The 26208-nt window shown below is 68.5% G+C and carries 27 protein-coding genes; 17 read left to right on the top strand and 10 right to left on the bottom strand.

The window, feature by feature from the left end; genetic code table 11:
- Window positions 1-94: 94 nt before the first annotated feature.
- Window positions 95-742 (top strand): Pr6Pr family membrane protein, encoded by a 648-nt coding sequence (locus PUT80_RS16995; RefSeq protein WP_134667047.1) that lies wholly within the window; start codon window positions 95-97, stop codon window positions 740-742.
- On the opposite strand, the gene PUT80_RS16990 is transcribed toward PUT80_RS16995, so the two are convergent.
- Complete coding sequence (locus PUT80_RS16990; protein WP_275292786.1) at window positions 702-1922, bottom strand: NADH:flavin oxidoreductase/NADH oxidase family protein; 1221 nt, start codon at window positions 1920-1922, stop codon at window positions 702-704. The genes PUT80_RS16995 and PUT80_RS16990 overlap by 41 nt on opposite strands.
- Window positions 1923-2016: 94 nt before the next feature.
- Between PUT80_RS16990 and PUT80_RS16985 the strand changes: the two genes are divergently transcribed.
- Window positions 2017-2640, top strand: coding sequence for an MBL fold metallo-hydrolase (locus PUT80_RS16985; RefSeq protein WP_275292785.1), 624 nt, complete (start codon window positions 2017-2019; stop codon window positions 2638-2640).
- 469 nt (window positions 2641-3109) lie between these two features.
- Here PUT80_RS16985 and PUT80_RS16980 read toward each other — a convergent pair whose 3' ends face one another.
- On the bottom strand, window positions 3110-3577 hold the full coding sequence (locus tag PUT80_RS16980; RefSeq protein ID WP_037816701.1) for a DUF309 domain-containing protein: 468 nt from the start codon (window positions 3575-3577) through the stop codon (window positions 3110-3112).
- A 67-nt stretch (window positions 3578-3644) separates the two neighbouring features.
- Here PUT80_RS16980 and PUT80_RS16975 point away from each other — a divergent pair, with 67 nt between their 5' ends.
- Window positions 3645-5084 carry a GuaB1 family IMP dehydrogenase-related protein gene (locus tag PUT80_RS16975; RefSeq protein WP_037816703.1) on the top strand — a complete coding sequence of 480 codons (1440 nt, stop codon included), beginning with the start codon at window positions 3645-3647 and terminating at the stop codon, window positions 5082-5084.
- Window positions 5085-5141: 57 nt separating this feature from the next.
- On the opposite strand, the gene PUT80_RS16970 is transcribed toward PUT80_RS16975, so the two are convergent.
- Complete coding sequence (locus tag PUT80_RS16970) at window positions 5142-6428, bottom strand: PhoH family protein (RefSeq protein WP_107051135.1); 1287 nt, start codon at window positions 6426-6428, stop codon at window positions 5142-5144.
- A gap of 735 nt (window positions 6429-7163) precedes the next feature.
- Between PUT80_RS16970 and PUT80_RS16965 the strand changes: the two genes are divergently transcribed.
- Window positions 7164-7412: a hypothetical protein gene (locus tag PUT80_RS16965; protein ID WP_037367894.1), complete on the top strand. Its 249-nt coding sequence runs from the start codon at window positions 7164-7166 to the stop codon at window positions 7410-7412.
- 105 nt (window positions 7413-7517) lie between these two features.
- On the opposite strand, the gene PUT80_RS16960 is transcribed toward PUT80_RS16965, so the two are convergent.
- Window positions 7518-8276: an isoprenyl transferase gene (locus PUT80_RS16960; protein ID WP_037816707.1), complete on the bottom strand. Its 759-nt coding sequence runs from the start codon at window positions 8274-8276 to the stop codon at window positions 7518-7520.
- A gap of 111 nt (window positions 8277-8387) precedes the next feature.
- On the opposite strand from PUT80_RS16960, the gene PUT80_RS16955 reads away from it, so the two are divergent.
- Window positions 8388-9056 carry a hemolysin III family protein gene (locus PUT80_RS16955; protein ID WP_182890248.1) on the top strand — a complete coding sequence of 223 codons (669 nt, stop codon included), beginning with the start codon at window positions 8388-8390 and terminating at the stop codon, window positions 9054-9056.
- A 129-nt stretch (window positions 9057-9185) separates the two neighbouring features.
- Window positions 9186-9734: an SHOCT domain-containing protein gene (locus tag PUT80_RS16950; RefSeq protein ID WP_275292784.1), complete on the top strand. Its 549-nt coding sequence runs from the start codon at window positions 9186-9188 to the stop codon at window positions 9732-9734.
- A gap of 28 nt (window positions 9735-9762) precedes the next feature.
- Here the strand turns inward: PUT80_RS16950 and PUT80_RS16945 are convergent, their stop codons facing one another.
- The 3 genes from PUT80_RS16945 to PUT80_RS16935 all read right to left on the bottom strand — a co-directional run bounded on the left by PUT80_RS16945 (window position 9763) and on the right by PUT80_RS16935 (window position 14357).
- Window positions 9763-11658 carry an acyl-CoA dehydrogenase gene (locus PUT80_RS16945; protein ID WP_275292783.1) on the bottom strand — a complete coding sequence of 632 codons (1896 nt, stop codon included), beginning with the start codon at window positions 11656-11658 and terminating at the stop codon, window positions 9763-9765.
- A 58-nt stretch (window positions 11659-11716) separates the two neighbouring features.
- Window positions 11717-12271, bottom strand: coding sequence for a hypothetical protein (locus PUT80_RS16940; protein ID WP_134667059.1), 555 nt, complete (start codon window positions 12269-12271; stop codon window positions 11717-11719).
- Between the two features lie 94 nt (window positions 12272-12365).
- Window positions 12366-14357, bottom strand: coding sequence for a thioredoxin domain-containing protein (locus tag PUT80_RS16935; RefSeq protein ID WP_275292782.1), 1992 nt, complete (start codon window positions 14355-14357; stop codon window positions 12366-12368).
- 96 nt (window positions 14358-14453) lie between these two features.
- Here PUT80_RS16935 and PUT80_RS16930 point away from each other — a divergent pair, with 96 nt between their 5' ends.
- The 6 genes from PUT80_RS16930 (at window position 14454) to PUT80_RS16905 (ending at window position 20154) form a co-directional block, all read left to right on the top strand.
- Window positions 14454-15374 carry an aminoglycoside phosphotransferase family protein gene (locus PUT80_RS16930; RefSeq protein WP_275292781.1) on the top strand — a complete coding sequence of 307 codons (921 nt, stop codon included), beginning with the start codon at window positions 14454-14456 and terminating at the stop codon, window positions 15372-15374.
- A gap of 87 nt (window positions 15375-15461) precedes the next feature.
- Window positions 15462-17009, top strand: coding sequence for a glycosyl hydrolase family 28-related protein (locus tag PUT80_RS16925; protein WP_275292780.1), 1548 nt, complete (start codon window positions 15462-15464; stop codon window positions 17007-17009).
- Window positions 17010-17249: 240 nt separating this feature from the next.
- Window positions 17250-17651: a hypothetical protein gene (locus tag PUT80_RS16920; RefSeq protein WP_275292779.1), complete on the top strand. Its 402-nt coding sequence runs from the start codon at window positions 17250-17252 to the stop codon at window positions 17649-17651.
- Complete coding sequence (locus PUT80_RS16915) at window positions 17537-18262, top strand: DUF3558 domain-containing protein (RefSeq protein ID WP_275292778.1); 726 nt, start codon at window positions 17537-17539, stop codon at window positions 18260-18262. Before PUT80_RS16920 ends, PUT80_RS16915 begins: the two co-directional genes overlap by 115 nt.
- Entirely contained in the window at window positions 18262-19422 is a 1161-nt protein-coding gene (locus PUT80_RS16910) for a hypothetical protein (protein WP_275292777.1), read from the top strand. Before PUT80_RS16915 ends, PUT80_RS16910 begins: the two co-directional genes overlap by 1 nt.
- Before the next feature lie 21 nt (window positions 19423-19443).
- Entirely contained in the window at window positions 19444-20154 is a 711-nt protein-coding gene (locus tag PUT80_RS16905) for an ESX secretion-associated protein EspG (protein ID WP_275292776.1), read from the top strand.
- 20 nt (window positions 20155-20174) lie between these two features.
- Here PUT80_RS16905 and PUT80_RS16900 read toward each other — a convergent pair whose 3' ends face one another.
- Window positions 20175-20522: a hypothetical protein gene (locus tag PUT80_RS16900; RefSeq protein WP_275292775.1), complete on the bottom strand. Its 348-nt coding sequence runs from the start codon at window positions 20520-20522 to the stop codon at window positions 20175-20177.
- Entirely contained in the window at window positions 20519-21433 is a 915-nt protein-coding gene (mca, locus tag PUT80_RS16895) for a mycothiol conjugate amidase Mca (RefSeq protein ID WP_037816719.1), read from the bottom strand. Before mca ends, PUT80_RS16900 begins: the two co-directional genes overlap by 4 nt.
- Before the next feature lie 216 nt (window positions 21434-21649).
- Here mca and PUT80_RS16890 point away from each other — a divergent pair, with 216 nt between their 5' ends.
- The 3 genes from PUT80_RS16890 to PUT80_RS16880 all read left to right on the top strand — a co-directional run bounded on the left by PUT80_RS16890 (window position 21650) and on the right by PUT80_RS16880 (window position 23658).
- Window positions 21650-22069, top strand: a complete 420-nt coding sequence (locus PUT80_RS16890; protein WP_275292774.1) for a DUF4307 domain-containing protein — start codon at window positions 21650-21652, stop codon at window positions 22067-22069.
- A gap of 187 nt (window positions 22070-22256) precedes the next feature.
- A complete protein-coding gene (gene greA / locus PUT80_RS16885; protein ID WP_037816721.1) occupies window positions 22257-22757 on the top strand; it encodes a transcription elongation factor GreA in 501 nt (166 codons plus the stop codon).
- A gap of 97 nt (window positions 22758-22854) precedes the next feature.
- Window positions 22855-23658: an MBL fold metallo-hydrolase gene (locus tag PUT80_RS16880; RefSeq protein ID WP_037816723.1), complete on the top strand. Its 804-nt coding sequence runs from the start codon at window positions 22855-22857 to the stop codon at window positions 23656-23658.
- On the opposite strand, the gene PUT80_RS16875 is transcribed toward PUT80_RS16880, so the two are convergent.
- On the bottom strand, window positions 23642-24112 hold the full coding sequence (locus PUT80_RS16875; RefSeq protein ID WP_009083170.1) for an Lrp/AsnC family transcriptional regulator: 471 nt from the start codon (window positions 24110-24112) through the stop codon (window positions 23642-23644). The two genes, PUT80_RS16880 and PUT80_RS16875, sit on opposite strands and share 17 nt — an antisense overlap.
- Window positions 24113-24233: 121 nt before the next feature.
- Here PUT80_RS16875 and hppD point away from each other — a divergent pair, with 121 nt between their 5' ends.
- Together hppD and PUT80_RS16865 are read left to right on the top strand one after the other, a co-directional pair.
- On the top strand, window positions 24234-25433 hold the full coding sequence (gene hppD / locus PUT80_RS16870) for a 4-hydroxyphenylpyruvate dioxygenase (RefSeq protein ID WP_037816724.1): 1200 nt from the start codon (window positions 24234-24236) through the stop codon (window positions 25431-25433).
- Between the two features lie 199 nt (window positions 25434-25632).
- A complete protein-coding gene (locus PUT80_RS16865; protein ID WP_134667077.1) occupies window positions 25633-26196 on the top strand; it encodes a YbaB/EbfC family nucleoid-associated protein in 564 nt (187 codons plus the stop codon).
- Window positions 26197-26208 lie beyond the last annotated feature (12 nt).

Raw genomic sequence — 26208 nt, 5'->3', positions numbered from 1 at the left:
GCGGGCATCCGGGCAGGTTCGCCCGGCCCCGGCTCGACCGAACATGGTCGGGTCGGGCCGGGCGGGCCCGCTCCGGAGCCGTACTGTCAGCAGTATGTCGTCGAAAGCGTTGGCCCGGCTGTGGTTCGGGGTGACCGCGGTCGTCGTGGTGGCCGCGCTCGTGATCCAGATCGTCGCGCTGGTGCCGCCGCAGGGACGGTACGTCAGCTTCGGCGGACGAGTCGCGAACCTGTTCACCTATTTCACGATCATCTCGAACGTCCTCGTCCTCGTCACCAGCGCGGCTTTCGCCCGCGGACGCGGCACCTCGCCGCTGATGCGCGTGCTGTGGCTCGACGCGCTGGTCGGGATCGTGGTGACCGGGGTCGTCTACCAGGTCGCGCTCGCCGGGCTGTACCAGCTGCACGGGCTCGGCCTCGCCGCGGACATCCTGCTGCACCGCGTCAGCCCGGTGCTGTGCGTCCTTGGCTGGCTGCTCTTCGCTCCGCGGGTGCTGGCGTGGCGCACCGTCTGGTGGTCGCTCGCCTATCCCTTGGTGTGGCTGGCTTTCACGCTCGTCCGCGGTGCGATCGACGGCTACTACCCGTACCCGTTCGTCAACGCCGACAACCTCGGCTACGGGCAGGTCGCGCTGAACTGCCTGCTCATCGGCGTCTTCTTCATCGCACTCGCCAGCGGTGCCCGGGCCGCCGACCCGCGGCTCAGGCGCGGACCCGCCGAAACGCGTTCAGCGGATCGCTGAGCCCGGCCTGGGCGAACGCTCGCAACGCGCCGCGCTTCAGGTCCACCGGCTTGCCCGCGGCGACGCGGTGCATCTGCTGGGTGTGCCACTGGATCTCGAGCAGGCTGTCGGCGAGCCGGATTCCCGTGCGCGGGCAACGGCGTTCGGCCCGCACGTCCTCGCCCGCGAGCAACCGGCCCGGCAAGCCGGGGTCCACAGTGAACGGACGGCCGATCCCGATCACGTCCAGCGCACCGGATTCCAGCGCCTCCGCCATGCCCGCCGCCGTGGTGAACCCGCCGGTGACCATCAGCGCGACGTCGCTGATCTGGCGGGCTTTCGCCGCGTAGTCCAGGAAATATGCTTCCCGCCGCTGCGTGCTCGCCCGGCCGGACCCCATCATCACGGCCCGCTCGTAGGTGCCGCCGGAAATCTCCAACAGATCGATCCCGGCCTCGCCCAGCGCCCGGACCACCTGCAACGACTCGTCCTCGTCGAAGCCGCCGCGCTGGAAGTCGGCGCTGTTGAGCTTCACCGAAACCGGCACGCGATCCCCCACCGCGTCCCGGACCGCACGCACCACGTCAAGCAGGAACCGGCTGCGGTCGCGCCCCCATTCGTCGTCGCGACGGTTCACCAACGGCGACAGGAACTGCGAAATCAGGTACCCGTGCGCGCCGTGAATCTGGATCCCGGCGAACCCGGCGTCGACGAACGTCCGCGCCGACACCGCGAACCTCGCCACCACCGCTTCGATCTCGTCCCCGGTCAACGCCCGCGGCGCGGCGAACGCCGTCCGCACGCCTCGGCCACCGAACGGCACCGCCGACGGCGCGACCGGCTGGCGAGACAAATACCGCGGGCTCTGCCGTCCGGGATGGTTGAGCTGCACCCACAATTGCGCGTCCGTGCCGTCGACGGCCCGCGCCCACGACCGGTACGCCGCCGGGTCGGGTTCGGCGGGCACCGCGACGTTGCGCGGTTCGCCGAGCGCGGTGGGATCGACCATCACATTGCCGGTCACCAGCAGACCCGCGCCCCCGCGCGCCCAGGTCCGGTACAGCTGCGCGAGCTCGGCCGAAGGCGCGTTGCGACGGTCGCCGAGCTGCTCGCTGAGCGCGGACTTCGCGATCCGATGCGGCAGCACGGCCCCGCAGTGCAGTTTGAGCGGTTCGGCGAGCAGATCCCGGGGGTCGGTCATGAGCAGTCCCGTCGTCGCGGCTAACTTACCGCGAGTAAGGATACTCGAAAGTAGGTACCGGCGGTATGCCTCGCGGGCCACTAGGGTCTGCGGCATGACGGCCATAGTGCAGAACCTGGTCACGTCGGGCGTGTTCGAGCTCGACGGCGGCAGCTGGGACGTGGACAACAACGTCTGGATAGTCGGCGACGGCTCCGAGGTGATCGTGATCGACGCCGCGCACGACGCGGACGCCATCGCGGACGTAGTCGGAGAACGCACAGTCCGCGCGATTGTCTGCACCCACGCGCACAACGACCACGTCAACGCCGCCCCCGCGCTGGCCGACCGCACCGGCGCCCCGATCCTGCTGCACCCGGCCGACCGCGTCGTCTGGGACCTGACCCACCCGGACCGCGCCCCGGACGGCGACCTGGCCGACGGACAGGTCATCACCGTCGCGGGCACCGACCTCACCGTGCTGCACACGCCCGGCCACGCCCCCGGCGCGATCTGCCTGCACAGCCCCGACCTGGAAGTCCTCTTCACCGGAGACACCCTGTTCAACGGCGGCCCCGGCGCGACCGGCCGCTCGTACTCCGACTACCCGACCATCGTGAAGTCCATCCGAGACCGCCTCTTCCCCCTCCCCGACGCGACGATCGTCCGCACCGGCCACGGCGAAGCGACGACCATCGGCAAGGAAAAAGCGGGATCGGCCGACTGGCCCGCCGCCTGACCACCCTGTCTCGCCGGGCGGGGCGGCATGGCTGTCGCCCTGCCCGGCGAGTTACGAGATCGGCTGGCGGAAGCGTTTGCGCCCAGCCAGCCTGTCTACCCTGGATCTGCGCGCGGTGCCGCCTCACAGAACCGCGCCCGCCGAACCGTCCAGCTCACGACCGGCCGCTGCCTGCTACCGGATCAGCCCGCGTCGCCGCTTGAGCCGCGCCACGTAGCCGCCCGACCTCGGCCGGCAGCCGCGCCGAACCACACCGCCGCACCAAAGCGCGCGTTACCGCTCGCGCTGCACGACATACTCGCTCGACCTCGACCGCAGCCGCGCTGAGTCGGACAAAGCCCGCGCGACCGCCCGGCCTGCCGTCGCGCGGAACCGCACCAAAGCCCGCCGCACAATCCGAGCGCCCAGATACCGCAGCGAAACCCTCAGCGCAGGCAAACCAGCCCGATCAGCCCCCGAAGCAACCCGCCTACGGAGCCAGCCGAGGAACCTCCGGCTCCACCCGAGCCCGCTCCCGAGCCTCCGCCGCAAGCGCTTGCGCCCACCGCCGCAGCCCGGCCACATCGATCCCGTGCGGCGGTACCTCGGCGAACGGCGCGATGCTCTCCGCACCCCGCTCCAGCAACGCTACCGCCCCGTTCCCGTTCCCCCGCAACGCGTGTGTCAGCCCCACCGCCAGCTGGGCCAGGCCGCGCCACAGTTCGCGTTCCGGGCCGTCCGTCGTCTTCCACGCGTCCTCGAAGACCTCGTGGGCGTGGAACGGGCGGCCGGCGTCCAGCAGGTCCTGTGCCTCCGCCAGGGTCTCCTCCGGGGTTCGCTGCACGCCTTCCGGCTGGCGCGGCACGCCGTCGGAGCCGTACGGCAACGGGCGGCCAAGGCCATCCCGAGGGCGGGCGTTGCGGGCGCGCCCCTGGTCGTCGCGATCACGGCTGTCCACCTCGCCATTGTCCCACGGGCCACGCCGGGTTAGCGTCCCGCGCGCAAGCCACGTAGCCTGGTGACTCGTGCGCTTTCTGGATGGGCACGTGCCCGCTCACGACCTGACCTACGACGACGTGTTCCTGCTGCCGAACCGTTCGGACGTGGAATCCCGCTTCGGCGTCGACTTGTCCACTGTGGACGGCACTGGCGCGACGATCCCCTTGGTGGTGGCCAACATGACGGCCGTCGCCGGGCGGCGGATGGCCGAGACCGTCGCTCGCCGCGGCGGGCTCGTCGTGCTTCCGCAGGACGTCGACACGGCCGCGGTGGCCGAAATCGTCTCCTGGGTGAAGTCCCGACACGCCGTCTGGGACACGCCGCTGGTCCTCACCGGCGGCGACGCGGTGGCCGATGCCCTCAACCTCGTGCACAAACGAGCACACGGCGCGGTCGTCATCGTCGACGGCGACGGCAAGCCGGTCGGAGTCGTGGACGAGGCCGCCTGCGCCGGTGTCGACCGCTTCGCGCGGCTGGCCGACGTCGCCGAGCCCGCCGTCGTTGCCGTGCCGCTGGACACGCCGCCGCGCGAGGTTTTCGAACTCCTGCACAGCCACGGCGGACGGCTCGCTCTCGGTCTCGACGCCGAGGGTCGCCTCGCCGGTGTCCTGACCGCGGTGGGCGCGCTGCGTTCGGAGATCTACACCCCGGCCGCCGACGCCGACGGGAAGCTGCGCGTCGCCGCCGCGGTCGGTGTGAACGGCGACGTCGCGGCGAAGGCCGAAGCAGTGCTGGCGGCGGGCGTCGACACGCTGGTCGTCGACACGGCGCACGGGCATCAGGAAAAGATGATCGCCGCGCTCAAGGCGGTTCGTTCGGTGTCGCCGAAGGTGCCGGTCGTGGCGGGCAACGTCGTGACCGCCGAAGGCACCCGCGACCTCATCCACGCGGGCGCGGACGTCATCAAGGTCGGCGTCGGCCCCGGCGCGATGTGCACCACGCGGATGATGACCGGCGTCGGCCGCCCGCAGTTCTCGGCGGTCGCGGAATGCGCCGCCGCCGCCCGTGAGCTGGGCAAACACGTCTGGGCCGACGGCGGCGTGCGGCACCCACGCGACGTCGCGCTGGCACTGGCCGCGGGCGCGTCGGCGGCGATGGTCGGCTCGTGGTTCGCCGGCACCCACGAATCCCCCGGCGACCTGCGCTACGACGAGCAGGGCCGTCCGTACAAGGAGTCGTTCGGGATGGCGTCGAAGCGCGCCGTCGGAGCCCGGACGCGCACGGACAACGTCTTCGACCGCGCGCGCAAGGCGCTGTTCGAGGAGGGCATCTCCACGTCGCGGATGGCGCTGGACCCGAACCGGCCCGGCGTCGAAGACCTGATCGACTCGATCTGCTCGGGCGTCCGCTCGTCCTGCACGTACGCGGGCGCGCGCACGATCGAAGAGTTCCACGAGCGCGCGGTGCTGGGCGTGCAGTCGGCAGCCGGTTTCGCCGAGGGTCGCCCGCTGCCTTCCGGCTGGTAAGCAGTCCTGGAAAGGCCCCTCGAGGAAGTTCCTCGAGGGGCCTTTTCCGGTCCTAGGTCAGCCGTGGTCCTCCAGCATCTCGGTCACCAGCGCCGCGATCGGCGAGCGCTCCGAGCGGGTCAGGGTCACGTGTGCGAACAGCGGGTGCCCCTTCAGCTTCTCGATCACCGCCGAGACGCCGTCGTGCCTGCCGACACGCAGGTTGTCCCGCTGGGCGACGTCGTGCGTGAGCACCACCCGCGACGCCGAACCGAGCCGGGACAGCACGGTCAGCAGCACGTTGCGCTCCAGCGACTGCGCCTCGTCCACGATCACGAACGTGTCGTGCAGCGAGCGGCCCCGGATGTGCGTCAGCGGCAGCACCTCGAGCATGCCGCGGTCGAAGACCTCGTCCAGCACGTCCTGGCTGACCAGCGCGCCGAGCGTGTCGAACACCGCCTGCGCCCACGGCTGCATTTTCTCGCTCTCGGACCCGGGCAGATAGCCGAGATCCTGGCCGCCGACCGCGTAGACCGGGCGGAACACCACGACCTTGCGGTGCTGCTGGCGTTCCATCACCGCTTCCAGGCCCGCGCACAGCGCCAGCGCCGACTTGCCGGTGCCCGCGCGCCCGCCGAGCGAGACGATGCCGACGTCGGAGTCCAGCAGCAGGTCGAGCGCCACGCGCTGCTCAGCCGAGCGGCCGTGCAGGCCGAACGCCTCGCGGTCGCCGCGCACCAGCCGCACCCGCTTGTCCGCCGTGACCCGGCCGAGCGCGCTCGAACTGCCCGCGAGCAGCCGCAACCCGGTGTGGCACGGCAGTTCGCCCACCTCGCCGAGACCGAACTCCGCCGGATCCGCCGAACCGCCCGAGAAGAGCGCGTCGATCAGCTCCTGTGGCGCGTCCACGTCCGCCATGCCCGTCCAGCCCGACGGCGTGACCTCCTGCGCCCGGTACTCGTCCGCGGTGAGCCCGACCGCACCCGCTTTGACCCGCAGCGGGATGTCCTTCGTCACCAGGACGACCGCCGGCTGCTCCGTCGCGAGGTTGAGCGCGCACGCGAGGATGCGGTGGTCGTTCGAGTCGGTGCGGAAGCCCACCGGGAGGACGGACGGATCGGTGTGGTTCAGCTCCACCTGCAGGGTGCCGCCCTGGTCGCCGATCGGGATCGGGGCGTCGAGCCTGCCGTGCTTGAGCCGGAGGTCGTCCAGCAGCCGGAGGGATTCCCTGGCGAACCAGCCGAGTTCGGAGTGGTGGCGCTTGGCCTCCAGTTCGCTGATGACGACCAGCGGGAGCACCACCGCGTGTTCGGCGAACCGGGTGACCGCCCACGGGTCGGAGAGCAGCACCGACGTGTCGAGCACATAAGTGATGCGTGGGGATTCGGGCGAGATCGAGGCTTTCTCCGGCGCTTGAGCACCGGTCGAAGAACGGCCTGAGGCCTTGCGGGGTGAACGCTGCGCAGTCACGACGGCATCTCCCTCGAGGGCGTGTGCACCCCACGCCCGCACTCGCTGGGCCGGGCACCTCCCTGGCTGGGTCCGCACTCCCTGACGCTGGCTGCGTCAGGCGGCACGGCCACGAGGGCCGGGTGCCGGCCCCCTCGTGCATCTCGTGGGCGGCTGAGCCGCCCCCTCGATCAACGCCACGACCAGGGCCTCCCGCGAGAATCCGCACGGAACGCGAACTCTCTATTCCGGAAGGTACCTACGTCCGCCCCGTCGTGCAGGCAGCCACACAGGTGATTCGCCGATTCGTCATCCCACCGTCGGTCGCCCGAAACAGAGTGTCCACAGTGCTCACTCAGCGTCACGGGGTCCGGCGATCAGGGGGTCGCACAAATGGATGATCATGGAAAATTAATCACCGAGTGCAGGCAATTCCCAGGTAAAGGGCCTTGTACCACGGGGAAGACCGGAATGCATTTCGCGTCCTGGACACTGAACCGTACCGAGTGAACTGGGCCTTCCAGCGCTCACACAATGGGCGTACGCACCATTCGCTAGAGGCCATTCGGGGGTAATTTCCTTACTGCGGGACACACCACCGGAACACTCCGGTGCCCCGAATCCCAGTATCTCTACCTAGGAGTGTGCGAAGTGCTGAAGAAGGCTGGAATTGTCGCCGGTGCGGCCGCGGGCCTGATGATGATCGGCGGGACGGCGTTCGCCTCCCCGGCCGCCACCCAGGGCGCTCCGGACCCGACGTTCGGCGACGCCTACGCCACCTTCATCGAGGGCGGCGGCGCGCTGGGCTACGGTGCCGCTTCGCTGGTCGCGGGTGCCTACACCGGCATCGCGCTGACCCCGGCGCTGGTGGCCCACTCGATGGAGCACCACCACGGCTGAGCCGTCTTGCGCGAAGGCCCCGGAGCCCGGCTCCGGGGCCTTCGCGGCGTTAGCGGCCGGGTCGACCGGCCCGGCTGGGTGGGTCCGCCGGGCCGGTTCGCCGCGTCAGGCCCCGAACCGGCGGTGCCGCCAGGCGTAGTCGCGCATCGCGCGGAGAAAGTCGACCCGCCGGAATGCCGGCCAGTAAGCCTCGGTGAACCAGAATTCCGAATGCGCGGACTGCCAGAGCAGAAATCCGGAAAGCCGCTGTTCACCGGATGTTCGGATAATCAGATCCGGATCCGGTTGGCCTGACGTGTACAGATGTTCCGAGATGTGGTCGACGTCGAGGATTTTCGCGAGTTCGCGAATCGAAGTACCCTCGTCGGCGTGCTGCAGGAGAAGCTTGCGGACCGCGTCGGCGATCTCCTGCCGCCCCCCGTAGCCGACCGCGATGTTCACCTCCATGCCCGAGTGGTTCTCGGTCCGCGCCACGGCGGCGGTGAGCTTCTGCGCCACCTCGAGCGGCAGCAGATCGAGCGCGCCGACGATGCGCAGCCGCCACGGCGCCTCGGCCCCGGCGAGCTCGTCGGTGACGTCGGTGATGATTTTCAGCAGCGGGGTGAGCTCGTCCGGATCGCGGTTGAGGTTGTCGGTGGAGAGCAGCCACATCGTCACGACCTCGACCTCGGCCTCCTGGCACCAGCTGAGGAAGTCGGCGATCTTCTTGGCCCCGGCGCGGTGCCCGTCGGCCACGTCGGTGAACCCGGCCTCCCGAGCCCAGCGGCGATTGCCGTCGAGCATGATCGCGATATGCCGCGGATGACGGCCTGCCGACTGCTGGATCAGACGGCGGCTGTAGATGCTGTAGACAACGTCGGACATGAAGGACCGGAGGCTCACGTCGCCCGAGCGTACGCACCCCTGGAACAAGGGTGTGACGCGCCACGGGGGCTGGCGAAAAACCTACGGTCCCGTAGCCTTGGCGAGGTGAGCGTGACGATCGAGCCCCCGCCCGTGCCCGAGGACACTCGGCCTCGGCTGCGCGGCCACATCCACTTCTGGTCGTTCTTCGGCGCCGTCGCCGCGGCCGCCACGCTGATCAGCCTCGCCGCGTCGACGGTCTCGCCGGTCGCCGCACTGGCGACGTCCGTGTACGGCCTCACCGTGCTGGGCGTGTTCGGCGTGAGCGCGCTGTATCACCGCAGGCTGTGGAGCCCGCGCGCGTACAAGTGGATGAAGCGCGCCGACCACTCGATGATCTTCCTGTTCATCGCCGGCACGTACACGCCATTCACCCTGCTGGCCATGTCGAAGCCAACGGGATACATCGTCCTGGGCATCGTCTGGGGCGGCGCGATCCTCGGTGTGGCGATGAAGATGCTGTGGCCGCACGCACCACGCTGGCTGGGGGTGCCGATCTACATCGCGCTCGGGTGGGTCGCGGTGTTCGTTCTGCCGGAGCTGCTGAGCCATGCCGGGGTCGCGGCTTTGGTGCTGCTTTGCGTGGGTGGGCTGTTTTATACCGTTGGGGCGGTTTTTTACGCGGTGAAGTGGCCGAATCATTGGCCGGAGACGTTCGGGTACCACGAGTTCTTCCACGCGTGCACGGTGTTGGCTGCGGTGTCGCACTATATTGCGATCTGGTTGGCGATGTACTCCTAGCTCGGCTTCGGGCGAGTCCGGCGATTGCCCTTCCCAGCCGCGACAAGCTTCTCGCCGCATGGTGGACAGATCGGGCAACGGCAGCGACAGTGGAACTCAGTTCACCACTTCCGGGAGGACTGAGAGCCGATGACCAGCGACATCCCCTTGTTGCAGTTCAAGAGCCACATCGCAGGCAAGAACGCCACGGTGCAGATCTTCTCCGACCGCGTCGAATGGGAGCGTCCCCGCGGCGTCAGCGGCGGCAAGCTCACCGCCGGCCTTCTCACCTCAGGCGTGTCCCTGCTCGCGACCGGTGTCCGCTCTGGCCGGGCCGGCACCGAGATGATCCCGATCAAGAACATCTCCAGTGTCACGACGAAACGCGATGGCTTGCGTTTCACTGCCGTCCAAGTAGTCACCAGCGGGAACACGATCGATTTCCGCGTCGGCCACAACGAGGCCAGGCCGATCAAGGACCTTCTCACCGAATTGGTCCTCGGCAGCCATCCCAGTCAGCAGGCGTCAGCGGCAAGCGAACCAGCTCTCGCGAGCCCGGCACCGGAACCTCCTCCCGCACCTGCGTCTGCCACCAGCAGCCTCGCTGCTGATCTTGAAAAACTCGCTGAGCTCCGCGAGCGCGGAATCCTTACCGACGAGGAATTCGCGGCGCAGAAGTCCCGCCTACTCGGCATGTAGGCCCTCCGCGTTCGAATCGACGAGGGGCTCAGCCCTTCAGCATCGGGGCCGCGAGGAACTGCTCCGGAACCGCGAACCCGTCCACCAACGTCCGCGCATGTGGCCGCAAAGCCCCGCACAATGCGTTAACCGCCGCGGTCACCGCCTTGGACCGGGTTGCGGAGATCCGTCCGTGCTCAAGGAACCAAGCGCGGTCCGCTTCGATCGTCGACAGGGCGTACAGGTCGCACACTCGGTCCAGCAGCGCAGCAGCGTCCGGGTCGCTACAGCTCGCCACTGCGCGCGCGAAGGCGTCGAGAACCAACCGGTCCACGTGTACGCGGCCAGCGAGCAGCACATGGTCCTGTACAGAGTTGAAGACGCCGAAGGGATCCGAAGCAGCTCCGCGGAGACGGTTGGCCACACCGCTCAGCACATGCTCTTCACGGTCCTCGAAGAGACGCTGTTGCCACTCGCGGTCGAAGAGCACCGAAGCGTCGTCTGACTCGGTCAGGCGTTCCAGGAACTTCCACGCCGCCGAGCGTTCCTTCACGGTATCCACCAGCTGTTCAGCGACAAAGCGAGCAGTCGCGAGCGGGCTGAGGTCTTCGAAGTGTTCCTTGTACTGCGTCAGCAAGCCCTTCGCGACCAGCTGCAACAACACGGTGTTGTCGCCTTCGAAGGTGGTGAAGACGTCCGTGTCGGCTTTCAGGCCGGCCAGCAGGTTCTCGGACAGGTATCCGCTGCCGCCGCAGGCTTCGCGGGCGGTTTGGATCGCTGCGGTTGCATGCCAGGTATTGAGAGCCTTCAGACCGGCGGCGCGGGATTCCAGTTCGCGTTGTTCTTCTTCCGGCGCGTCGGAGGCGATGTCGTGCAGGGCGGCGACCAGTTCCTCCTGCGCGAAGTGCAAGGCGTAGGTCTTCGCCAAGGCTGGCAGCAGTTTTCGTTGGTGCCCCAGGTAATCGAGGATGACCACCTCGTCACCTTCCGGACGCTGGAACTGCCGCCGCTGGTCGCCGTAGCGCACTGCCAGCGTCAGGGCTCGCTGGGTGGCGCATCCGGCACTGCCGCCGACGCTTACGCGGCCGCGGATGAGCGTGCCCAGCATCGTGAAGAACCGGCGCCCGTCGCTTTCGATCGGGCTCGTGTAGGTGCCGTCCTCGGCTACGTCGCCGAAGCGGTTCAGCAGCGCTTCCCGCGGCACGCGGACCTGGTCGAAGGTCAACCGTCCGTTGTCGACGCCGTTCAGACCGGCTTTTATGCCGCAGTCCGCGATGGTGACGCCAGAAGACGGAGCACCGGAATCATCGCGGATCGGAACCAGGAAGGCATGTACGCCACGGGATTCGCCGCCGGTGATCAGTTGCGCGAAGACCACCGCGAGTTGTCCGTCGCGGGCGGCGTTGCCGATGTATTCCTTGGTGGCACCGGGATCTGGGCTGTGCACGACGAATTCGTGCGTCGAAGGATCGTAGGTCGCGGTGGTGTGCAGGTGCTGAACGTCCGAACCGTGCCCATGCTCGGTCATCGCGAAGCAGCCGAGCAGGTCCAGGTTCATGATGCGGCGCAAGTACTTCTCGTGGTGCCTCGCGGTGCCGAGCAACTGCACCGCACCGCCGAACAGGCCCCATTGGACCCCGGCCTTGACCATCAGCGACAGGTCGCCGTAGCCGAGCATCTCGAACGACATCACCGACCCGCCGACGTCGCTCAGCCCGCCGTACGCGGAGTCGAAGCCGAGCGCGGGACGGTCGGTTTCGGCGAGTTTCCGCAGCTGGTCCAGCACCTGGACGCGGTGCGCCTCGACGTCGAGACCGATCGTGTCCCGGAACTTCTCCGTGCTCATCTGCGCGCGCACGTCGCGCTTCAACCCGGCCCAGCGTCCGTCGAGGACTGCGGTCAGCGCGTCCGGGTCCACTTTCTCGGGCACAGCAGGGACGTCCACGGTTCCTCCGATGCAGCAGGGTGCCACCAGCCTGCCGCAGCGGAGGATCTTCCGCAGCTCAGCCCAAATCGGGCCCCTTCGACCGCAGGTCGTCGACCTTGGTCATCGCCTCGCGCAGTTCGGTCAGCCACGTGTCCGCGTGCTCGCCGACCAGCCGCACCGCCCAGGCCAGCGCCTCGGACCGCGACCGCGCGACGCCGGCGTCCACGAGCGTGTCGAGGACCAGCCGTTCGGGCTGCCGCAGCCGGGTCATCACCGGCACCGACAGCGTCGTGAAGTGCGCCGTCGTGCCGCCCAGCTTCGCGCCCCACGCCACTTTGCGCTGGTAGCGGTGCTCAGCCTGCCGCGCGATCTCGATCCGCTCGTCGCGGGTTTCCTCGCGAAACCGGCTGATCCGCCCGTCCTCGGCGGCCGCGCGGGCCGCGTCGTCGGCGTATTCGCCGGTCAGCGCGGGCAGTTCGCCGACGATCAGGATCTCTTCCCGGTCCACGGTGATTTCCGGGTCGCCGGTGAACCAGCCGTCCGGGAGCCGTCCGCCGAACCACGCCGCCGCGTCGTCCGCCGACGGAGCCTCGGCCTGCTGCCAGCCCCGGCCTTTCCAACCTCGCCCCATGACGTCCACCATCCTTGATTACATGATTACGCCACTACTGAAGCTACGCTGATTCCACCGTGGCAGGTAGCACGTTCACCAGGGGCGGAATTCGTCAGAGCTGGGCGATGAGCTGGTCCGCCGCAGTCACCGGGCGTTCGCAGACGTAGCCGCGGCAGACGTACGCCGCCGCCTCGCCGTCGACCAGCGGCCGGTCGGCCAGCAGCGGGACACCGGACGCGTCCGGCTCGCCGCCGAGCACGATGCCGCCGCCGTGGATGTGCTGCGCGGCGGCCGTCACCAGCTCCGCGCGGTCCGCGCCGACGACCGCGACCTGCACCGGCCCGGACTGCGCCGCCTCCGCCACGGACAGCCAGTGCCCAGCGAACCGCGGCACCCGCGCGGCGAGCAGACCGACGCGGCGCAACGCGAGTTCAGCAGCGTCGCGGTAGCGCGCCGCCTGGTCGGCCCCGGCCAGCGCGGACGCGGTGAGCAGTGCACCGGCCAGCGCCGAAGCGCCGGACGGACTCGCGTTGTCCGTCGGATCGGACGGACGCTGCACCAGAATTTCGGCGTCGTCGGCGGTGTCGTGATACGCGCCGGGCGCGGAATCCGACGCGAAGTGCGCCAGTGCGACGTCCAGCAGCCGGGTAGCTTCGGTGAGCCAGCGCGGTTCGCCAGTGGCCTGGTGGAGGGCGAGAAGACCGTCAGCGAGGCAGGCGTAGTCCTCCAGCACGCCGACCGGCGTCCCGACCGCGCCGTCCCGCGAGCTGCGGCGGAGTCGTCCGTCCACGACGTGCAGGTCCAGCAGCAGAGACGCCGCGCCACGAGCGAGTTCGATCCACTGTGGACGCTCCAGTGCGACGCCCGCTTCGGCCAGCGCGGAAATCGCGAGGCCGTTCCAGGCCGCGACTACCTTGTCGTCCCGCCCCGGTTGCGGACGCTCCGCGCGCGCTTCGAGCAATGCCTGCCGGACGCGCTCGAAACGGTCGAAATCGTCCGGATCTGTCCGCAGCTGAAGGGTCGACGCGCCTTCTTCAAAGGTGCCCTCTTCGGTGACGCTGAACAGTTCGGCCGCCCATGGGCCGTCCTCGCCGAGGACGTCGTTGAGCTGCGCGGGCGTCCACACGTACGTCAATCCCTCGACGCCTTCAGTGTCCGCGTCGAGCGAAGCCGCGAAACCTCCTTGCGGCGTAAGCAGATCGTGCTCGAGGAACCGGACGATCCCTTCCGTCACCCGCCGCGCCGACGCCGACCCGCGACGCGCGAGATGCGCGTACACTCGGAGCAGCAACGCGTTGTCATACAACATTTTCTCGAAGTGGGGAACGATCCACTCCGCGTCCACGGAGTAGCGCGCGAACCCGCCGCCCAGCTGGTCGTGAATGCCGCCGCGAGCCATCGCGTCCGCCGCGGACTCGGCGAGCGCGTGCGCCTGCGTCGAACCCGTACGTTCGTGGTGACGCACCAGGAACTCCAGCACCATGGACGGCGGAAACTTCGGCGCACCACCGAAACCGCCGTGCACGGGGTCTGCCTCCTGCGCGAGTTTCGTCACCGCTTCCGCCAAAGCGCCGGCGTCGACGGCGGCCTCCTTCAGTGGACCGCTCTGCTCGGCAAGGTGCCCGACGATCTGTTTCGCACCCTCGCGCAGGTCGTCCGGCCGCTCCTCCCACGCCTCCGCGACCGCCACCAGCAGCTGCGTGAACGACGGAATCCCGGGGCGCGGCGCGGGCGGATAGTAAGTGCCGCAATGGAATGGCTCGCCCTCGGGCGTGAGGAAACAGGTCATCGGCCAGCCGCCCTGCCCGGTCATGGCCTGCGTGGCGGCCATGTAGACGGCGTCGATGTCCGGCCGCTCCTCGCGGTCGACCTTGATGTTCACGAAATGCGCGTTCATCAGGGTCGCGGTGCCCTCGTGCTCGAAGGACTCGTGCGCCATGACGTGACACCAATGGCAGGCGGCGTACCCGACGGACAACAGAATCGGCACCCCGCGACGGCGCGCCTCGGCCAGCGCTTCCGGACCCCACTCCCACCAATCGACCGGGTTGTCGGCGTGCTGCAGGAGGTACGGGGAAGTCGCTTCGGCGAGGCGGTTCGACATGGTGCCGAGTGTGCCTCATTCCGGTCGGGAGCACTCGCGGCGGGCGGACTTGAATTGAGTGGAAGAAACGTCGCCGCGACACCTAAGTTGATCTTCATGCCGACGGAAGAGACGACTGCGATCAAGCAGATCCTGGAGAGGGAGTACCCGAAGAGCCACGTCAGGTCGGTTCGCTTCCTCGACAAGGGCTACACGAGCAAGCAATGGGTAGCCGACACCGAAGACGGCCGGCTGCTGGTGAAGGCGCCGCAACGCGATCGGAATCCCGCGCATCTGCGGCGGCTGGTCGCCAGCGCGCGGACGGCGGCCGAGGGCGGGATTCCCGTGGTGCGCTACCGGAATCTGGTGCCGCACGAGCCCGCACTGGGCGGCCCCGTGCTCATCCAGGAGTACCAAGAGGGCGACGCGGCCAGCGACGTGTGGGAGTCCCTGTCCGAGAGGGAGCGCAGCGTCCTGCTCGCAGACCTCGGCGAGGTTACCGGTCGGCTGCACTCCATCGCCGGACCGCATTTCGGCGACGTGCTGGGCGGAAACCAGACGGCGTCGCTGCGGGAATCGATCGAGGCCGAGGTCGAAGCCCTGCTGCCCGGAGCGGATGCCGGACAGACTGGTCCAGCCGACGCCCTCCGGTCCGCGTTCGCCCGCGCCGTGGCAGAGCTCGACGAGTCCGCGAGCGTCCCCGCGCTCACGCACGGCGACCTCTGGCTCCCGAACATCCTGGTGCGCGACGGGCGGATCACCTGCGTCCTCGATCTCGAACACGCTGCGTACGCGGACCGGTTCCGCGACTTCGGCAAGCTGGACGAGCACATCTTCGCCGGATTCCCGGAAGGCCGGGCCGTCTTCCTCCAGTCCTACGCCGCCACGTTCCCGCTGCCGGCCGACTGGGCGCGACGGGCAGAACTCGCGCACGCGCTGCACGCACTGAACATGCACGTCTATTTCCGGCGCTGGACCCCGCAATTCGCGCCGGAATACGCACAGCAGCTCCGGGACTGGCTTGCGCGGAACGGGTGATCCCGCGGTCGATCCGCTGAGCGAACGCTGAGAAATCCGACCTTTGGCCTTGGTTTCCTGACCAGAAGATCGCTACAGTCCGCCTTCATGAGGCGATCCCTTGGCGCTGGCTACCGGAAGCCCGTTGTCGCGATCGTTTTCATCGGATGTCTTGGCTTGTCCGGTTGCGGCACTTCTGCGGCATCCGCGGCTCCGAACTGGATCAGCTTCGCGAACGGCCGTCTCGCCTACGGCACTGACGCGCAAGGCAACCGGATCCCCGATTTCTCCCGCGTCGGCTACCGCAATGGCGACGCTCCGCTGCCTGATCTGCCGGTCGCGGCGACCGTCGCGCCGCAGCCGTCGGGCGACGACACCGCGCGCATTCAGCAGGCCATCGACCAGGTCGCGAACAGCGGCAAACCTGGCGCGGTACAGCTGACGGCCGGTGCGTACCGGCTCGAAGGCACGCTGCGGATCAGCGCCAGCAACGTCGAATTGCGCGGCGCGGGCAGCGGCTCGAACGGAACCAAGCTGGTCGCCGCGGGCAAGCTGCACACACTGGTCACGATCGCCGGCACCGGTTCGCGCACCTCGGCCGGTTCAGCGATCCCGGTTGCCAGCAGCTACGTCCCCGTCGGCGCGGAACGGCTCGACGTCAGCGACGCGTCGTCCTTGCACGTCGGCGACCACGTCATCGTGCAGCGTCCGCAGGAACAGTCGTGGATTCACGCGATCGGCATGGACAAGATCCCGCCGCGGCCGGACGGCACGCCGAGCAAGCAGTGGACGCCGAACTCGGGTCTGCAATTCGACCGGACGATCACCGCCGTCACCGGCAAAACCGTCCAGTTCGACGTGCCGCTGACCAATGCGCTGGAAAGCCAGTACACCCACGCCACCGTCACCCGCTATGCGTATCCCGGCCGCATCAGCGGTTCCGGCCTCGCCCACCTGTCCGCGGACGGCGCCGAGTTCGAGCAAGACCCCGCCTGGCATGACAACGGTTACTTCAAATCCCAGCTGGTGTCCGTGGACGCCGCGCAGGACAGCTGGGTCGACGACGTGGTCGCGGATCATTTCGGTTCCGCCTTCACGATCGGGCAGAACGCGCTCCGGATCAGCCTGCTGCGCACCTCGTCGCTCGACGAGTCCGTGCCCCAGGACATCCATGCCCAGCCCGCCGCCTACACGATCAGCGGGCAGGAAACCCTGGTGCGGCAATGCGTCGTCACGGGCAGCAACGTGCACGCCTGGATCACGCAGGCCAGGGTGCCCGGCCCGAACGTGGTCAGCCGCTGCACCGCGACCAACACCGGCTCCCGCATTCTCGACGCGGGCCCGCACCAGCGCTGGGCCAGCGGCACCCTCTACGACGACGTCGCCATGAGCCCGCCGTCGGGGCATCTCCAGCTCTCCGACCGCCGGTGGATGGGCAGCGGCCAGGGCTGGGCAGGCGCGAATTCGGTGCTGTGGAACTGCGGCACCGGCTCGTATCTCGTGGAAAACCCGCCGACCGCGCACAACTGGGCGCTCGGGTGCACCGGAACGCAGGACAAGCCGCCGGCGGGGCACCGGAGCGGCGAGATCGCGTCGCCGGGAAAGCATCTGCTGCCGGAGAGTCTTTACGACGAGCAACTGGCCGAACGGCACTGACGAGCCGATCCCGTTCCTCCCCGCGGCCGACGGTCTAGGTCATCCGGGTGAAGCTGCTGTTGGCGGCAGGTCAGCCGTCCTGCTCAGGCCGCAAAACGCGAACTCGCCTGCCATTTGCAGTTAGCAATTGCAGACAGGCTTAATCGTGGCGGCTAGAGTAACTACCCGGTTCCACAGGGTGATGAAACGCACCTGGGCCCAGCGGACCCGGGACGATCTACGCACGGGGAGGCGTACATCGTGACCGACAATCGGCAGTCCAACCTGCCTCCGGACCGGACACGCGGTGCCGCGTCGACCAAGACGACGGCGGCCGCGCCGTTGCCGGGCGACGGGTACTCGTACGACAGAGCGACACTCAAAGAAATCGCGGACCTTTACGAAAACCTCGCCCACAAGTTCCGCCTCGACAAGGATCGCGCAGAGGTCATCGCGCGAACCCAGCCGCCCGGGCTGGATTTTTCCAGCACGGACAATGCGGTCGTCTTCCGAGGTTCCGGCGAAGTCCTGCGGGGCTCGCTGGAACAATGCGAACGATACTGTCGCGATCAAGCCGCCAAACATCGCGCGGCACTCAAAAAATACGCGGCCGTCGAGGACGCGCATTCGACCGAAATGCACCTGGCCGGGGGAAGTCTGTGAGACGTGCCCTGGCACTCGCCCCCTTGACCCTGTTCGCCCTCGCCAGCTGCTCGAGTACGACCCCGGGGCAAGCCGTCCCGGCCGAGAGCACCGGTCAACCGACGTCAAGAAGCACACCGGCGGACGAGGTTCCCGGACCTGGCGTGCCGAAAGTGCCGAACCCGATCGACATCACCAGATTCAAGCAGAATCCCTGCGCCGCCCTGACCGCCGAGCAGACTTCGGGCCTGCTCGGCGACGGGGCACGCATCGTGCCGGACCCGAAAGGCGCGGGCGGACCTGGCTGCGGATGGTTCTCCCAGGCGCAGATCGTGGTGCTGTTCCCGAACGTCGACAAACTGGGCCTGACCTCGGTCTATCGTGCCAAAGGCAACGCCTATCCGTTCTTTGTGCCCCTCGCCCCAGTGGACGGGTATCCGGTCGTCGCCTACGGGACAGAGGACGTGCGGGCCCGGCTCGGCGAGTGCAATGTCGCGCTGGGAACGAGCGATCGTGAAACCATTGATGTGTCGATCACTCAATCGCCGGCGCACAAAGGCGAGAAGGATCCATGCGAATCAGCGCGCGAGGTCGCGGAGAAAGTACTCGGCAATCTGCGAGGAGGACGCTGATGGTCGATCGATCATTGACCCCGGCGGAAATCTACCAGCGCATCACCGGCGGGCAGGGGCCCGAATCGCTGGGCGAGACCGCGAAGTCCGCGGCGGATCTCAGCCGGGACTTGACGCGGCGGATCGACGAGATCGCGGTCCTCGCGGAGAAAGTGCGTGCCGGATGGCACGGAGCCGCCGCCGAGGAAGCCGCTGACTCGGCTGCTCCGCTGATGGCCGCTTCCGCGTCGATCGGTACAAATCTCGTGTTCGCGCAGACCGCGGCGGACGGGCAGATTTCGGCCTTTCAGGCTGTCAAAAACACGGTGAAACCGATCGGCGACCGCCCGGAAATCGGCGCGCAACACGTATACGACCTGCTTCAAGGAAAGCTCGCCTACTTCGCCAAACTGAACCAATGGCAGGCCGACGCCCAGCACAACATCGACGCCTACACCGGATACCACTCTGCGACCGGTGCCAACTCCGACCGCATCCCGGCGCGTTACGCGGAACTGAGCGACACCGGCGCGTCCGTTGAACTCGCCAAGGCTCCAGGCAAACCGGTCGGCGGCGGACCTCCCGACCGTCACCATCCTGGCGCGGTCGAACCTCCTCTTGGAGCAGCGGGACCGACCGGTCCGGTTCCGAACCCGCGTAAGCCGGTGACCGGCAGCGAGCATCCAGCGAATCACCCCGGCAGTCGCGGGCCTGATGCGACGGGAAGCAGGCCTTCGGCGACGTCGGCCGAACCAGCTGAGCAACCCGAGTCGACGCGTACCAGTTCCTCCAGTCCCAGCACGCCCGCATTGCCGCCGGGATATCGGTTCGGTCCGTCCGGTCAGCCGGTCAATCCTCTCGGCACCAGCGGATTCGATCCGGAAAACGGCTACGTCCCCCGCGGTCCTGGCGGCAGCACAAACGGAGGTCTCGGCGCAGGAAACCGGGTCGGCACCCGCGCGCCCGGCGGATCGATGCCGCCACGCAGCGGTACTTCAGGAACGCCTGGCGCGCAAGGGAAACCCGGCGGCGTGCTCGGTGGCGGAATGCCAGGCAAAAGCAAGGAAAAGAACAAGGAGAGAACCGCGCCGTCCTATCTCCGGGAGACCGATCCGGACGTGTTCGGCGGGAGCGACGGCACACCGACGCCTCCGGTGATCGGGGACCGGCCGGCCCGCTAGGCCGCCGGGGAGGAATCAGCGGTGCGCGCGACCGAGCTGTCCCTGGACGCCCTCCTCGGCGCGCTCCGGGAAGCCGGGTTCGACGAACCGCATCCGGTGTTCTCGGCACGGCTTCGGTTCACGCCCGGCGGCCAGCGGCTCGACGAAGCGGCCCGCGAGGAGCTGGCTTGGCTGGGCCTGCTCGAGCACGGACGGTTCGTCGACGAGTTCGAGGACATCCTGTACGCGCTGGGCCGCGCCGACACCGAGTACGTCGCCCACGTCGAGAATCAGGACATCCGCTACGGCGTGCTGGTCGCCGTGCGGGGACGGACCGGCGTGAAGGTGCTCTGTTCCGGCGATCGGGTGCGGCTGAAGGTGCTGGACGGAACCCGCACTCCGGCCGGTGCGCTGGTCGCGAGCCTGCCGCGGTACCGGCCAGCCCGGCTGAGCGCGTTCTCCCTGCCCCAGGAGGACTTCCAGGCGGACCTCACCGACGATCGCAGCCCGGCCGCCCGCGCAGTCGACGCCCTGTTCCAGCAGACCTGGTTCGGCGTCGGCGAGATAACCGTGGTCGTGCGCGAACCAGGGCGCGCGGAAGCCGGGCCGCTGAGCTACCTCGACCTCACCGACGGGCGCGTCGCGTTCGAGGTTTCCGGGCCCGAGGGAAACCGGTACATCACGGTGCTGCCCGGCGAGGACAGCCTGCTCACGGACAAGATCGCGGCCCTCCGCGACGGGCTGACCAGCTAGTTCAGCCCCGTCGCGGGAGGTCAGTCGCTCTTCTTGGCCGCCGCCGCGTCCGGCTTCTTCTCCGCGGCCGCGGCCGGTGCCTCATCTGCCGCTGCCTCGGCGGCGGGCTCGGCCTCAGCCGAACCACCCTCGGAAGCGGTCTCTTCCTTGTCGAAGCTCTGCGGCACCTTCTTCAGGTGCTTGCTCATCGAGCGGACCAGGAAGACGACCGCGACCAGGAACAGGATCAGCACCAGCAGGCCGACCGGCGAGGACTTGCCGAAGTCCTCGCCCTGGCCGCCGTTGTCCCCGCTGTCCGGCTGCTGGGCCAGCACCAGCGCCGACGCGGTGAGCGGGACGACCGCGACGGCCGGCACACCGAAACTCATGGGCTCACCTTCTCCTTGATGCCTGCGAACAGATCGTCCTCCGGCAGCGTGCTGTCCACCAGGGAGCGATTCAGCTCGTACTCCTCAGTGGGCCACACCTCGCGCTGGATCTCCAGCGGAACGGCGAACCAGCGGCTGGTCGGGTCGATCTGCGTGGCGTGCGCCTTCAGCGCCTCGTCGCGCACCTCGAAGTATTCCCCGCACTCGATCCGGGTCGTCACCCGCTCCATGATGTCGGCGCGGTTCGGGTCCCAGGACTTGAGCCACTCCTCGTACGGCGACTCCAGCCCGGCCTCCTTGAGCGCGGTGTCGAACGCCACCATCCTGGCCTTGGAGAACCCGTGCATGTAGTACAGCTTGAGCGGCTGCCACGGCTCGCCCGCCTCCGGGAACCGCTCCGGGTCGCCCGCCGCGTCGAAGGCCGCCATCGACACCTCGTGCGTGCGGATGTGGTCCGGGTGCGGGTACCCGCCGTTCTCGTCGTAGGTCGTGATGACGTGCGGACGGAACTCGCGGATCACGCGAACCAAGGCCTCGGTGGACTCCTCCAGCGGGATCACCGCGAACGAGCCCTCCGGCACGGGCGGAAGCGGGTCGCCCTCGGGCAGCCCGGAGTCGATGAATCCCAGCCAGCGGTGGCTCACGCCGAGAATCTTCGCCGCGCGCGCCATCTCTTCGCGGCGGATCTCGGTCATGTTCGCGAGCACGTCCGGCCGGTCCATGGCCGGGTTGAGAATGCTGCCCGCCTCGCCTCCGGTGCAGGTCACGACCATGACCTCATGCCCGTCGGCGACGTATTTGGCCATCGTGGCGGCGCCCTTGCTCGACTCGTCGTCGGGATGGGCGTGCACCGCCATCAGGCGCAGTCGCTGCTTGCGGTCTTCTGTTGTCAGCTCGTCGGCTCCCACCATGGTCCGAACGGCCCTTTCCTGTCCTGTTATTCCGTGACACCCGGTTGCGCCGCGGTAAACCGCCCCGGCTCCGCGCCGCCGGAACGGGTCGCGGATACTCGACCAGGGTGGTGCCCCGGACCGGCCGCACTGCCTATTGTCCCCAGGGGTACGACAAGTTTGACCGGAGGCCCGGATTTGCAGAGCGGGGAGACCGTGACCGCCGAGGGTGGCGCCGTGCCGGCGCGGCCCGCGGACCGGTACGGCACCGCGGGCAAGGGCAAGCCCTCGAAACGCTGGCGGAGGTGGCTTTACGTGGCCATCGCGCTGGTCGTGAGCGGCGCGATCGGCTTCGTCTACTACCTCAACCTCGGCACGACCCCGATCGAAGCGGAGCGCATCGGCTTCGAGGAGCGGCCGGGCGACGCGATGCAGGTCACCATCAACGTCACTCGGGACGACGACAGCAAGCCCGGCGTGTGTGTCGTCCGGGTGCGCGACAAGTCCGGCGCCGAAAGCGGCCGCCGGGAGGTGCTGGTTCCCGCCGGGGCCGGCCACAGCAGGGTGAACACAGTGGTGAAGAGCATCGGGACCCCGGTGACCGCCGACGTGTTCGGCTGCTCGTATTCCATACCACGCTATCTGTCAACCCCGTAGCGGCCAACGGAGTGAAATGCGCGGCGAGCGTCCGCGCGGCGTGAAATGGACCGGCGTCGACCTGTCCTGCCGTGATACGCTCGTACACCAGCACGGCCCCCGACGGGCCGTGTTTTTCCTTTATCTCAGCCGCGTGCGTACGCGGTGGCCGGCTTGTACACCCAAGCCTGGCAGGCCCTACGAGGAGATGGTGACCGTGAGCGACACCAAGGTGACCTGGCTGACCCAGGATGCCTACGACAGGCTCAAGCACGAGCTCGACGAAATGATCGAGAATCGTCCGGTCATCGCCGCCCGCATCAACGACAGCCGCGAAGAGGGCGACCTCAAGGAGAACGGCGGCTACCACGCGGCCCGCGAAGAGCAGGGCCAGGCCGAAGCCCGGATCCGGCACCTCCAGGAGCTGCTGCGCAACGCGAAGGTCGGCGAGGCTCCGGACGACGACGGCACGGCGGGCCCCGGCAAGGTGCTCACCGTCAAGTACGACGGGGACGACGAGGAGGAGAAGTTCCTGCTCGCCACCCGGGAAGAGGGCGCGGAGGGCGCGCTCGACGTGTACTCCCCCGAGTCGCCGCTCGGCAAGGCGCTGCTCGGCGCCAAGGAGGGCGAGTCCCGCGAGTACGAGCTGCCCAACGGCAAGACCATGAAGGTCACCCTGGTCAAGGCGGTGCCTTACAGCGAGTCCTGACTCGTTTCCGCCGAACGCGCGCCCGCCCGGTTTTCCGTGGCCCGGCGCGCGTTCGGCGGTCTAGCGTGTCTTCCAGCACAACCACTGGAGGACACCGATGAGCACCCGACCGCTCTGCCTGACCTGCGGGATGCAGTACGCGGCCCCGCGCGCGGACTGCCCGATCTGCGAGGACGAGCGCCAATACGTGCCGCCGGGCGGGCAGAAGTGGACCGACCTGGCCACGCTCCGCGCAGACGGCAACCTCAAGCCGCGGGTCGAGGAGCAGGGGCCAGGGCTCATCGGAGTGGGTTCGGATCCGAAGTTCGCGATCGGCCAGCGCGCGCTGCTGGTCCGCGCGGCGAGCGGCAACTTCCTCTGGGATTGCTCCGCCTACCTCGACGATGAGCTGATCGGCAAGATCACCGAACTCGGCGGCATCACCGGCATCGCGATCAGCCATCCGCACTACTACACGACGATGGTCGAATGGGCGCACGCCTTCGACGTCCCGGTCTACCTGCACGAGAACGACCAGCAGTGGATCGGCCGTCCGGACCCGTCGATCCAGCTGTGGACCGGCACGACGCTCGATGTCTCTCCAGATCTCCAGCTGATCAACCTCGGCGTGCACTTCGCCGGCGGCACGGTGCTGCACTGGCCGGACGGCGAGGAAGGCCGCGGCGCGCTGCTGACCGGCGACATCGTGCAGGTCATCCCGGACCGTACGCACGTCGGTTTCATGTACAGCTACCCGAACCTCATTCCGGAGCGGCCGAGCGTCGTACGGCACGCCGCGGAACTGTTGGAGCCGTACGCGTTCGACGCCATCTACGGCGCTTGGTGGGACGCCATCGTGCGTACAGACGGCCATAACGTCGTACAGCGCTCCGCGAAGCGCTACCTCACGTACGTGTCCTAGCCGTTCGTTCGAGCAACGGCCGCACTCGCGGCGGCACTGGTGTCGACAACGCGATCGAAGTCGACGTACGCAAAACATCGGGCACGCCAACCACTTCGTCGATAACGCGTTGCAGATCGTCGTTGTCGCGCGCGACAAGGCGTACGAAGAGGTCGCCTTGTCCGGTGGTGGCGTGCACTTCGCACACTTCGTCGATCGCAGCCAGTGCCTCCGCGACACCGGCGCGTTTGCCTTGCGCGATTTCCAGCACGGCGAACGCGGTGAGGCTGTACCCCATCGCGGCCAGATCGAGTTCGGGCGGGAAGCCGCCGAGGATGCCGCGTTCGGTGAGCCGGTCCAGCCGGGCCTGCACGGTGCCGCGCGCGACGCCGAGCCGGCGCGCGCATTCGAGCACGCCGAGCCGCGGCGAGTCGGTGAGCAACAGCAGCAGTCGCGCGTCGAGCGAGTCAAGCACCGGTTTTCTCCCTGCGCAGGTTGTCCAAGATGACCGAGCTGCTCCAGGATAAGCTGAGCACATTGTCCAGCTGAAACGGAAACCGTTGCGCAGCTTGCCGGGCGCGACTCATGCTCAGTGCATGACCTCCACGATGGATCCGCACGGCGCACTCGACGACGTCAGCTATGACCAGCTCCGCCAGCTCGTCGGACTGGTGGACCACGACGCCTCGACCGACCCGTTCCCGGTCAAGGCCCTCGACGCGGTGGTGTTCATCGCGGGCAACGCGACCCAGACCGCGTGGTTCTACCAGGTCGCGTTCGGCATGCAGCTGGTCGCGTACTCCGGCCCCGAAACGGGACAGCTCGACCACAAGGCCTTCGTGCTCAAGTCCGGTTCCGGCCGCTTCGTGATCACCGGCGGCGTGAAGCCGGACTCCCCGCTGCTCGACCACCACCGCCGCCACGGCGACGGCGTGATCGACCTCGCGCTGGAGACCACCGACGTCGACAAGTGCATCGAGCACGCCCGCAAGGAGGGCGCGACGATCCTCGAGGAGCCGCACGACGTCTCCGACGAGCACGGCACGATCCGCCGCGCGGCCATCGCGACCTACGGCGAGACCCGGCACACGCTCATCGACCGGTCCCGCTACAACGGCGTCTACCTGCCCGGCTACGAGCCGCGCGAGGGCACCGTCAAGCGGCCCGAGGGCGCGCCGAAGCGGCTGTTCCAGGCGGTCGACCACTGCGTCGGCAACGTCGAACTCGGCAAGATGGACTACTGGGTCGACTGGTACCACCGCGTCATGGGCTTCGTGAACATGGCGGAGTTCGTCGGCGACGACATCGCCACCGACTACTCGGCGCTGATGAGCAAGGTGGTGTCGAACGGCAACCACCGGGTCAAGTTCCCGCTCAACGAGCCCGCGATCGCGAAGAAGAAGTCGCAGATCGACGAGTACCTCGAGTTCTACGAGGGCGCGGGCTGCCAGCACATCGCGTTGGCCACCAACGACATCATCGCCACCATCACCGCGATGCGCGAGGCGGGCGTCGAATTCCTCGACACCCCGGACTCGTACTACGACGACCCCGAGCTGCGCGCCCGGATCGGCAAGGTGCGCGTGCCGATCGAAACGCTGAAGGAGCACCGGATCCTGGTCGACCGCGACGAGGACGGCTACCTGCTGCAGGTCTTCACCAAGCCGATCGGCGACCGGCCCACCGTGTTCTACGAGCTCATCGAGCGGCACGGTTCGCTCGGCTTCGGCAAGGGCAACTTCAAGGCCCTGTTCGAGGCCATCGAGCGGGAGCAGGAGCGCCGCGGCAACCTCTGATCCGCTCCCTCCCTTTCCCCGGCCCGTCCGCGAACCTCGCGGGCGGGCCGTTTTATTTCACAGCGCGCAACCGGAAGTTCGCGTACAGTAGTCGACATCACATACCAAACCGCGCCGTGCGGACAATTCGGAACCGCGCGGAACCGACGGGGCCGCGCGACCGTCATTCTGGAGAAGTCACCGCGGAGAAAGGGGCCCGATGCCGGACAGCGTCGACGCCAGCGAGCAGATGATCGAGGGCTGGACCAAGCAACTCCAGCAGACTGCTGCCCGCTACCAGGCGATGGCCGAGCGCATGCAGGGCCAAACCGTCACCGAGCGGTCGAAGGACGGTGCGGTCGAGGTCACCGTGGATGCCAAGGGGCTGCTGAAGAACCTGGTGCTCGCGGACTCCGCGGCGGGCAAGAAGATGGCCGACGTCTCCGCCGAGGTGATGCGGCTCGTGCAGCGCGCGCAGGCCCGGATTCCCGAGCTGCTGCAGCAGGCCGCGGCCGAGACCGTCGGCGGCGACGAGACCGCGGAAACCCTGGTGGCCGACGCGCAGCGGACGTTCCCCGCGCCGCCGGTCGAGGAGCAGGCCGAGTCCGCGTCCGACCGGGTGCGCCGGTTCCTGCCCGAGGACGCCGAAGAAACCGGTGCCCCCGCACCGCCGCCGGCGCGTCCGGCAGGCCCGCCGACACCACCGCCACCGCCTCAGCAGCAACGCCGCCGCCGGAGCTCGTCGGACGATGACGACGACTTCGGCGGATCGATCCTGTCCTGACTTCAAGCCGTT

It is taken from the genome of Amycolatopsis sp. La24, assembly GCF_029087445.1.
Taxonomy (GTDB): Bacteria; Actinomycetota; Actinomycetes; order Mycobacteriales; family Pseudonocardiaceae; genus Amycolatopsis; species Amycolatopsis nivea.
Note: the sequence above shows the minus strand (reverse complement) of the source record. Positions and strands in the feature narration are given on the sequence as shown.

Excerpts from the sequence above, each read along its gene's own strand:
- PUT80_RS16995 (WP_134667047.1), top strand. The coding sequence starts at position 95 with ATGTCGTCGAAAGCGTTGGCCCGGCTGTGGTTCGGGGTGACCGCGGTC.
- PUT80_RS16990 (WP_275292786.1), bottom strand. The coding sequence starts at position 1,922 with ATGACCGACCCCCGGGATCTGCTCGCCGAACCGCTCAAACTGCACTGC.
- PUT80_RS16985 (WP_275292785.1), top strand. The coding sequence starts at position 2,017 with ATGACGGCCATAGTGCAGAACCTGGTCACGTCGGGCGTGTTCGAGCTC.
- PUT80_RS16960 (WP_037816707.1), bottom strand. The coding sequence starts at position 8,276 with ATGTCCGACGTTGTCTACAGCATCTACAGCCGCCGTCTGATCCAGCAG.
- PUT80_RS16950 (WP_275292784.1), top strand. The coding sequence starts at position 9,186 with ATGACCAGCGACATCCCCTTGTTGCAGTTCAAGAGCCACATCGCAGGC.
- PUT80_RS16940 (WP_134667059.1), bottom strand. The coding sequence starts at position 12,271 with ATGGGGCGAGGTTGGAAAGGCCGGGGCTGGCAGCAGGCCGAGGCTCCG.
- PUT80_RS16935 (WP_275292782.1), bottom strand. The coding sequence starts at position 14,357 with ATGTCGAACCGCCTCGCCGAAGCGACTTCCCCGTACCTCCTGCAGCAC.
- PUT80_RS16930 (WP_275292781.1), top strand. The coding sequence starts at position 14,454 with ATGCCGACGGAAGAGACGACTGCGATCAAGCAGATCCTGGAGAGGGAG.
- PUT80_RS16925 (WP_275292780.1), top strand. The coding sequence starts at position 15,462 with ATGAGGCGATCCCTTGGCGCTGGCTACCGGAAGCCCGTTGTCGCGATC.
- PUT80_RS16915 (WP_275292778.1), top strand. The coding sequence starts at position 17,537 with ATGCGAACGATACTGTCGCGATCAAGCCGCCAAACATCGCGCGGCACT.
- PUT80_RS16910 (WP_275292777.1), top strand. The coding sequence starts at position 18,262 with ATGGTCGATCGATCATTGACCCCGGCGGAAATCTACCAGCGCATCACC.
- PUT80_RS16900 (WP_275292775.1), bottom strand. The coding sequence starts at position 20,522 with ATGAGTTTCGGTGTGCCGGCCGTCGCGGTCGTCCCGCTCACCGCGTCG.
- mca (WP_037816719.1), bottom strand. The coding sequence starts at position 21,433 with ATGGTGGGAGCCGACGAGCTGACAACAGAAGACCGCAAGCAGCGACTG.
- greA (WP_037816721.1), top strand. The coding sequence starts at position 22,257 with ATGGTGACCGTGAGCGACACCAAGGTGACCTGGCTGACCCAGGATGCC.
- PUT80_RS16880 (WP_037816723.1), top strand. The coding sequence starts at position 22,855 with ATGAGCACCCGACCGCTCTGCCTGACCTGCGGGATGCAGTACGCGGCC.
- hppD (WP_037816724.1), top strand. The coding sequence starts at position 24,234 with ATGACCTCCACGATGGATCCGCACGGCGCACTCGACGACGTCAGCTAT.
- PUT80_RS16865 (WP_134667077.1), top strand. The coding sequence starts at position 25,633 with ATGCCGGACAGCGTCGACGCCAGCGAGCAGATGATCGAGGGCTGGACC.